General features: G+C 71.2%; 6 protein-coding genes and 1 pseudogene. All 7 read right to left on the bottom strand.

Translation table 11 applies throughout. The annotated features are described in order from the left end of the window. Positions 1 to 3: 3 nt before the first annotated feature. Positions 4 to 1164, bottom strand: coding sequence for a sugar ABC transporter substrate-binding protein (locus tag ON31_RS20005; protein ID WP_081592589.1), 1161 nt, complete (start codon positions 1162 to 1164; stop codon positions 4 to 6). A gap of 108 nt (positions 1165 to 1272) precedes the next feature. Then, positions 1273 to 2216: pseudogene (locus ON31_RS20010) on the bottom strand (NADP-dependent oxidoreductase). 184 nt (positions 2217 to 2400) lie between these two features. Next, entirely contained in the window at positions 2401 to 2574 is a 174-nt protein-coding gene (locus tag ON31_RS37315; RefSeq protein WP_039815747.1) for a hypothetical protein, read from the bottom strand. 569 nt (positions 2575 to 3143) lie between these two features. Continuing rightward, the gene (gene pspM / locus ON31_RS20025) at positions 3144 to 3962 is read right to left on the bottom strand and encodes a phage shock envelope stress response protein PspM (protein ID WP_051037516.1); all 819 of its coding nucleotides are present in this window, start codon (positions 3960 to 3962) and stop codon (positions 3144 to 3146) included. Between the two features lie 993 nt (positions 3963 to 4955). After that, complete coding sequence (gene pspA / locus ON31_RS20030; protein WP_039815749.1) at positions 4956 to 5786, bottom strand: phage shock protein PspA; 831 nt, start codon at positions 5784 to 5786, stop codon at positions 4956 to 4958. A gap of 204 nt (positions 5787 to 5990) precedes the next feature. Next, entirely contained in the window at positions 5991 to 6389 is a 399-nt protein-coding gene (locus ON31_RS20035) for a helix-turn-helix domain-containing protein (RefSeq protein WP_039815750.1), read from the bottom strand. A 93-nt stretch (positions 6390 to 6482) separates the two neighbouring features. Continuing rightward, positions 6483 to 6995: a CinA family protein gene (locus ON31_RS20040; RefSeq protein ID WP_051037513.1), complete on the bottom strand. Its 513-nt coding sequence runs from the start codon at positions 6993 to 6995 to the stop codon at positions 6483 to 6485. Positions 6996 to 7049: the final 54 nt, after the last annotated feature.

A 7049-nucleotide genomic window follows, 5' to 3' on the forward strand; every position in this document is an offset into this window, starting at 1 on the left:
GGATCAGCCGATACCGAGTTCGGCGCAGGTGGCGCTCAGGTCACCGGAGCAGACGTCGGCGGCCTGCACATAGCCGGTGTCGATGACCGTCTTCACCTGATCCTTCAGGATCGTCTGCGGTTCCAGCAGCACCGATTTCACCTCGCGATCACCCTTCGGATCCTGACTCACGTCCTGGGCCAACGCGTCCGCGGCGGCCTTGTCGCCCTTGGCCAGGGCGGCGGCCAATGCGGCGGCGGCCTCGGCCTCGGCCTGGATCGGCTTGAACACCGTCATGTACTGGTCGCCGCGCAGCACGGCCTTGAGGCCCTCCACGGTGGCGTCCTGGCCGGTGACCGGCACCCGCCCGTTGAGGCCGTTCTTCTTGAGCACGGTGATCACCGCGCCCGCCAGTCCGTCGTTGGCGGCGACCACACCGTCGACCTTGCCGCCGTTGCCGGTGAGCAGCTGTTCGAAGACGGTGCCGCCCTTCTGGTTGTCCCAGCCGTCGATGGGCTGGCTGTGCACCAGCTGCAGCGCGCCCGAATCGTAAAGCGGCTTCAGGATATTCGTTTGCCCCTGATGGAAGAGGGTCGCGTTGTTGTCGGTGGGAGCCCCCTCGATCTCGATGACCTCCGCGCCCGGCTTGTCCCGCAGGGCGTCGGCCATGGCCTGGCCCTGGAGTTCGCCGACGCGCACATTGTCGAAGGACACGTAGTAGTCGGAGGATCCGCCGAGGCTGAGCCGGTCGTAGTCGATGGTGGGGATGCCCGCGCGCTGCGCCTTGGCGGCGACGGTGCTGCCCACCTCGCTGTTGATGGCGGCGATGATGAGCACCTTCACGCCCTGGGCGATCATGCCGTCGGCCAGCGCGCTGAACTTCTGGACGTCGCCCTGGGCGTTCTGCACGTCGGCGTCGAAACCCTCGGCGCGCAGAGCCTGTTCGAGCATGGGCTTGTCGAAGGACTCCCAGCGGGCGGAGGTGGCGGTCTCCGGCAGGATCACGCCGACGGTGCCGCTGCCGCCACCGCCGCCCGCCGCGGTGGTGGGGCCGTCGTCGCGGGTGGTGTTGGAGCCGCAGGCGGTGAGGGCCATGAGCCCGGATATGGCCAGGGCGCACAGCGCGTACCCCGGGCGGCGGGTGCGCCGGGAGTTTCGGGGCGGGAGCGGGGTTTTCGTCCTCATCGGGTGACCTTTCGAGCGGCGGTCACGGGTAGGCGACCGCGCACCGACTAAATGTTGTGGGCAACAACATATGCGACGGCGGTCGCCTCCGATGGCGAATTGCCCGAATCAGGGCAGCAGTACGACCTTTCCGCCCGCATGGCCCGCGATGACGAACTCGTGCGCGGCGGCGACCTCGGTGAGCGGATAGGTCGCGGCGACGACGAGTTCGAGTTTGTCCGCGCCGAGCAGCTCGAGCAGTTCCCGCCACGCCCCGGCGCGGATCTCGGTGCCCGGATCCGCGCCCGGACCACCACCCAGGGCCTTGATACCGGTCTCGGCCACCCGCGCGAAGGCCGCGATGGTGGCGATGCGCGCACGGTCGGCGACCAACGCCAGGGAGACGTCGACGGCCTCGTCGGTGCCGACGGTGTCGATGGCGGCGTCCACGCCACCGCGAGCGAGCGCGCGCACGCGATCGGCGAGCCCCGGCCCGTACGCGACCGGTTCGACGCCGTAGCCGCGTAGGCGTTCGTGGCGGCGGGGGCCGCGGTGCCGATCACCCGCGCGCCGCGCGCGACGGCCAACTGTGCGGCGGTCGCGCCGACACTGCCCGCCGCACCGTGCACGAGCACCGTGTCGCCCGCGCGCACGGCGGTGGCCGCCAGCGTGTGGACGGCGGTTCCGCCGACGGCTTGGATTCCGGCCGCGACCTCCCAGCTCACCGCCTTCGGCTTGGGGACCACGCGGTCGGCCCGCGCGGTGACCGCGGTGGCGTAGCCGCCGTCCACCCGGGCCAGCACCTCGTCACCGAGGTGGATCGGACCGGCCGGGCCGACGGCGTCGGGTCCCACCGCGGTCACCACACCGGATACCTCGCCACCCAGCCGCATCGGCAGGGCATCGGGGTCGGTGCCGAACGCTCCGGAGTAGCGCTTGTAGTCGAAGGGGTTCACTCCGGCCGCCCGCACCTCGACGGTCACCTCACCCGGCCCGGGCGCGGGCACGTCGATCTCGATGGGAGTCAGGACTTCCGGGCCACCGTAGGCGGTGGCGATGATCGCGATAGCCATAGCGCGGTCAACGGTTCGGTCGCGTGGACTGTTCCCCGGACGAGGGACGACGACTCGCGCTCGCGATCCGCGCGCCCGAAGCGCGAGGGCTGGGACGTGCGGCCGGAGCCGACGATCGGCCGACACGGCATCGGGCCGCCCGCGCGAAAAATCGCGGGCGGCCCGATCGGCTGTGCCGGTGCGTCTACATCTTGCTGATCGTCGACTTGTCCGAGCCCGACATCGCCTTGTACAGCAGGTACAGCCCGAATACCACGAGGCTGATCATGAGGATCGGAAACAGGCCCTTGATCAGCGCGCCGATAATGGCCAGCGCGATCCACACCACCGCGACGACGCCGATGATCTTCCACAGCATTGGTACCTCCCGAAGTCTTCCCGAACCGGCGTTCGCGCGATCCGACACCCTCCATACTCGCAGGGCCGCAAGAGAAAAACACCAGGTCAGCGCCAATATCCGGGAAAGTTCAGGGTTCCCCCTGAGCCCACGCCACGGCCGACCGGATGTGCACCCGCCCGGCAGCGCCCGCACGGACACACCCGATCGACAGCAGACACCGCTCGCGGCCGACCATCCGATACCCCAGCCGAGCAGGCAGCACGAGGTGCTGCAACGGCCGGACCGAGCTCAGGCATGCGAACGCGCCGAGCGACACAGCCGGTCCGCGAGCACCGGTCAGCACAGCCGGTCGAACGGCGCGGGGCGATCAGGCGCGGCAGCAGTTCCAGCCAGCCGCGGCGCGAGCGATCGCACGGCGCGAGGCAGCAAGGCGCGGTGACCCTCACGGCAGCGGCTCCAGCCAACCACGGCGCGAGCGATCGAACAGCACGAGGCAGCCAGGCGCGGCAACGCTCACAGCAGCGGCTCCAGCCGATCGCACCACGGGCGGTCGAGCAGCGCGGATGTGGTGGCGACGCTCCGATTGGTCAGGCCGTGGGCGGTGTGGCGCGGTAGCGGCCGTCGGCGAGGTCGGTGAGGGCTTGCGCCCAGCCGTCCAGGCGGTCGGCGGCGTCGCGGAGGTCCACCATGGCCCAGCCCAGGTCGTCGGCGAGCGCGGCGCTCTCGGGAACGGCGAGCACCTGGGCGGTGGCGGCCACGATTCGCTCGTATTCGGCGACACCGGCGTCGAGGCGTCCGGCGGCGATCCGAATATGTTCGGCTACAGGAGAATTCGTTGGGGACAGGGCGCTCGCGGCACGTTCCATGGCGACCATGTCGGCGGCCAGGGCATGCAGGGCGGCCGCTCCGGACCCGGCGGTCTCCAGAGTGTCGGTGAGGTCGTCGGCGGGCAGCCGCCCCGAGCGGGCGATCTGATTGCCGAGGCCGTGCATGGCGCGCTCGGCCCGCACCAGTCGCGCGATCGCCGCCCGCGCGGCCGACCGCGCCGGTGGCAGCCGCCTGGGCTGGAATGCGGCCGGTGGCAGGGGGTCGTTGCGAATCTGCAGGTACCGCTTGGTAGTCACGGCCGCCCCGGTCACCAAGGCCACCGCACCGCCGCCGACCACCACCACGGCCCAGGCGGGCGCGGAGATCAGCACCAGGCCGATGGTGCCGATGGTCGTCACCCCGGAGGCGGTGCCCAACCGCAGGCTGCGCCGCCGCACCCGCCGCCGCTTGCGCAACTCGCGCTCCCGCGGATCGGCCCAGCGCCGCACCGTGGCGAATGCCTGCTCCCCCATCCCGCGCAGCGCCTCGGGCAGCCGCTGCGCCAACTCCTCCGGCTCCACACCGGCCGGAGCCAACATCTCCCGAACGGTCTCACCGGCCCGTTCCCGAGCCCCCCGCACCCCGAACACCGTCGATTCGCGGCCACCGGCCGCCCCACGAGCACCAGTTCCCCGACCGAACACGCCACCAGTCCGTCCGTCCCGCAGATCCCCACGCGAATCGCTGCGCCGGGCCGCACCAGGCGAACCATCGCCGCTGGCGGCACCACGCCCGACACCATCGCGCGAGCGGTCGCGCCCAGTATCGCTTCGCCGACCACCGTGCCCGGGATGGCCAGGCAGATCGTCATGCCCGACATCGCCGCCGGAGCGGAGGTCCGATGCGTCATCGACGGATCCGTCGTCCTCCCGGGTTCGCTGCCGCCCGGCGTCGGAGTCCCGGTAGATGCCGCGTGGCTGGTCCCGGGGCTCGTCGCGCGAGATGTCCCGTTCGGCGGTCGCCGCCCACCGGTCGCGCACGACGCCGATATCGAAGCCGGGCAAGGGGTTCCACGGCCGTACCGGTGCGCCTGTGGACGCACCGGTCGCATGCGGAGACGCACCTGTCGCACTCGGATCGGGGCAGTCCCCGACCCCGTGGTCCGGCCGATAGCCAGCCGCACCGAAAGCGATTGTGGCACCGCTGGATTGATGGGCCGTTCCGGTCGGCGCAGGGCCGAGACGGTCCGACGGTTCCGGTGCGGCCGGGCGCGGGGGCGAGGGGTACCCGGATGTCGTCCGACCGGCGGCGTCGGGACCGGCGGGGCCGTATTCACCCGGAGACGAGGAGCCGGAAGAGTTCTTCGCGACCGGCGGCGGGACAACCGGGGGCGTCGCGTCCCGATCGGCTGCGGACCCCAGGCCCGGGATCGGGAATCGGAATCCGGTCGAGCGCTCCGCTACCGGTTTGCGGCGGAAGCGGGCGCGGGGGCTCGCGGGCTCACCCGCTGCCCGCGATCTCCCCATCGGTCGAACCTTTCGCCTGATTGCTGCGCAGCGCTCCCGGCGAGGGCCCGCCGGAGCGCTCGGTCACTACTGCTGCTGTGCGCTGCGGTCCTTGTCCAGCTGCGGCTGGGCCGGGTTGGCGGCGGCCTGGCCCTGGTTGAGCTGCGGGGACGCACCGCTGGAAGGCAGGGCGTCGCCACGCATGGAGGCGCGGATCTGCTCGAGGCGGTTGTGGCCCGCCATCTGGATGCTGGCCTGCTGCACTTCCATCATGCGGCCCTGCACCGAGTTCTGGGCCAGTTCGGCGGCGCCGAGCGCATTGGCGTAGCGGCGTTCGATCTTCTCGCGCACCGCGTCCAGGCTCGGGGTGGTGCCGGGGGCGGAGAGCGTGGAGTCCATCCGCTGCAGGGACGCCGACACCTGCTCCTGCATCTTGGCCTGCTCCAGCTGGGACAGCAGCTTGGTGCGCTCGGCCACCTTCTGCTGCAGCAGCATGGCGTTCTGCTCCACGGCCTTCTTGGCCTGGGCGGCGGCCTGCAGCGACTGGTCGTGCAGCACCTTCAGATCCTCGACGGACTGCTCGGCGGTCACCAGCTGCGCCGCGAAAGCTTCGGCGGCATTGGTGTACTGGATCGCCTTCTCGGTATCCCCGGCGTTGGTGGCCTGGTCGGCGAGCATGACCGCCTGGCGGGCATTGGCGTTGAGCTTCTCCACCTCGTCGAGTTGGCGGTTGAGCTTCATCTCCAGCTGACGCTGGTTGCCGATGACCGACGCGGCCTGCTGCGACAGGGCCTGATGCTGGCGCTGGGCTTCCTCGATAGCCTGCTGGATCTGAACCTTCGGATCCGCGTGCTCCTCGATCTTCGAGTCGAAGAGGGCCATCAGGTACTTCCAGGCCTTGACGAACGGATTAGCCATCGATTGATCCCGCCTCCATACTGACGTGCCGCGCGAGCCCACGCGACATAGTGCGCGACCGTCACGCACCCCGTTGTGTCCCTATCCTCCACTGCGCGGTAGCCGTTGAAATCCGGGACGGCCCCCTAGGGGACCGTCCCCGCACAACACTCCCGGCACGAAGCCTACCGAGAATTTATCCCTTTCGGCTCCATCACACAGTGTTCAGTCGGCCGCGACCAGCACCAGGCGATCCGATTTGGGCGCCGGAATGACGAACCGGGGGCCGAACGCGCCGTCCCCGCCGCGCGGCGTCACACCGGAACCGGACGCGGCGGCGCTCGCCGTCGCGGCCCCGGCGGGTGCGGCGGCCGCGCGCTCGGTCTCGCGGTCGGCGTCGGCCATGGCCGCGCTCACATCGAAGAGCACCTGCGACAGCGGCACGTCCAGCGCCTGGCAGATGGCCGCCAGCAGCTCACTGGACGCTTCCTTGCGGCCGCGCTCGACCTCCGACAGGTACCCCAGGCTGACCCGTGCCGAGGTGGAGACCTCGCGCAACGTCCGGCTCTGGGCGACCCGAGCGCGCCGCAGACTTTCCCCGATGGCTTCTCGCAGCAGCGTCATCTCGTTCTCCTCACACTCGTCGCCGGGCGGATGGATCGAATCCCGGAGCCTGACTGGACAACGCCCAGCGGCGCCCTCGCGTTCCCGAACGCCTCAACCACCCCGCACGCCGCGGAGCAGTTCGGTGATCGCGGCGCGAACCGCGGTCACCCTGATCGTCCACCGGTCCCCGGACAGTTTCAACCGAATCACCTCGGTGCCCTCCGGACCCGCCAATCCCAGGAATACCGTGCCGACCGGGCGGCCGTCCTGTGGTTCGGGTCCGGCGACCCCCGTCAATCCGACACCCCAGTCGGCTCCGCACCGGATGCGCGCGCCCACGGCCAGCTGTTCGGCGGTGCTGGCGGCCACCGGTCCGTCGGTGTCGAGGGTGTCGGCGCTCACCCCGGCGAGGGTCGCCTTGAGGTCGGTGGCGTAGACGACGAGTCCCCCGCGCAGCACGGCGCTCGCACCCGGAACTCCGGCGATGGTGGCCGCGAGCAGTCCGGCGGTGAGCGATTCCGCGGTCGCCACCGTCTGCCCCGCCGCGCGCAGGGCACGCACCAGGTCGGCGGCCGGGGCCTCGGCGGTCAGGGGATCGGTCGAGGGCGTCCGGACGGCGGTCACGGCCGGACCCGTCAGGCCGTGCGGCGCGGCGCGCCGAACCAGAGCCGGGCCGCC

The sequence above is a fragment of the Nocardia otitidiscaviarum NBRC 14405 genome, from assembly GCF_000308635.1.
In the GTDB taxonomy this organism is placed as follows: domain Bacteria; phylum Actinomycetota; class Actinomycetes; order Mycobacteriales; family Mycobacteriaceae; genus Nocardia; species Nocardia otitidiscaviarum.

Bases quoted from the DNA above. Each gene is read 5' to 3' on its own strand.
- ON31_RS20005 (WP_081592589.1), bottom strand. From the start codon at position 1,164: ATGAGGACGAAAACCCCGCTCCCGCCCCGAAACTCCCGGCGCACCCGC.
- ON31_RS37315 (WP_039815747.1), bottom strand. From the start codon at position 2,574: ATGCTGTGGAAGATCATCGGCGTCGTCGCGGTGGTGTGGATCGCGCTG.
- pspM (WP_051037516.1), bottom strand. From the start codon at position 3,962: ATGTTGGCTCCGGCCGGTGTGGAGCCGGAGGAGTTGGCGCAGCGGCTG.
- pspA (WP_039815749.1), bottom strand. From the start codon at position 5,786: ATGGCTAATCCGTTCGTCAAGGCCTGGAAGTACCTGATGGCCCTCTTC.
- ON31_RS20035 (WP_039815750.1), bottom strand. From the start codon at position 6,389: ATGACGCTGCTGCGAGAAGCCATCGGGGAAAGTCTGCGGCGCGCTCGG.